Here is a 462-nt window from a genome sequence, read left to right as displayed (position 1 = left end):
CGCCGCGCCGGATGCCCCCGCGACAATGCAGACATCCGGCGCAAGCAGATGCCCCGATATCCCAATCACGCGCTCAGCGTCAAAACCACCGTTCATCACCCGTGCACGGCTGTATCCCACTTCGGCACCAAACTCCTTACCAAGAGCGGTAATTTTTTCGGCATCGGCGTCACTTCTTCCCTGCCCTACCACCAGCACACGCCCGGCCTGCAACAAAGGATGAGCTGTAACACGGTCGATGCTTTCTACGCTATCCAGCCAGCCCGGAGGTGTGGTGGAGGCAATCCGGCGCTCCACCATCGCTGGCAGCGCGTTGCCCGACGCGCTCGTTTCCGGTTGTCGCGCCAGTGAAAGGCACAAGGGACGCGCGGTGATTTGTAGCCGGGCCGTCAGCGCATTCCCCCAGTGGGATTTCGTCACCAGCCCCTGTTGCGCATCCAGCGTCTGCACCTGGCAAACGCT

1 protein-coding gene is annotated in these 462 nt (G+C 62.1%); it reads right to left on the bottom strand.

Annotated elements, in window-relative coordinates:
• On the bottom strand, nt 1-462 hold a 462-nt coding region (locus FDW87_RS21780; protein WP_252363008.1), incomplete at both ends, for an FAD-binding protein.

It is taken from the genome of Citrobacter sp. wls826, assembly GCF_005281245.1.
GTDB lineage: Bacteria > Pseudomonadota > Gammaproteobacteria > Enterobacterales > Enterobacteriaceae > Citrobacter > Citrobacter braakii.
The sequence above is the reverse complement of the archived record's forward strand: the minus strand, read 5'-3'. Positions and strand labels throughout refer to the sequence as shown.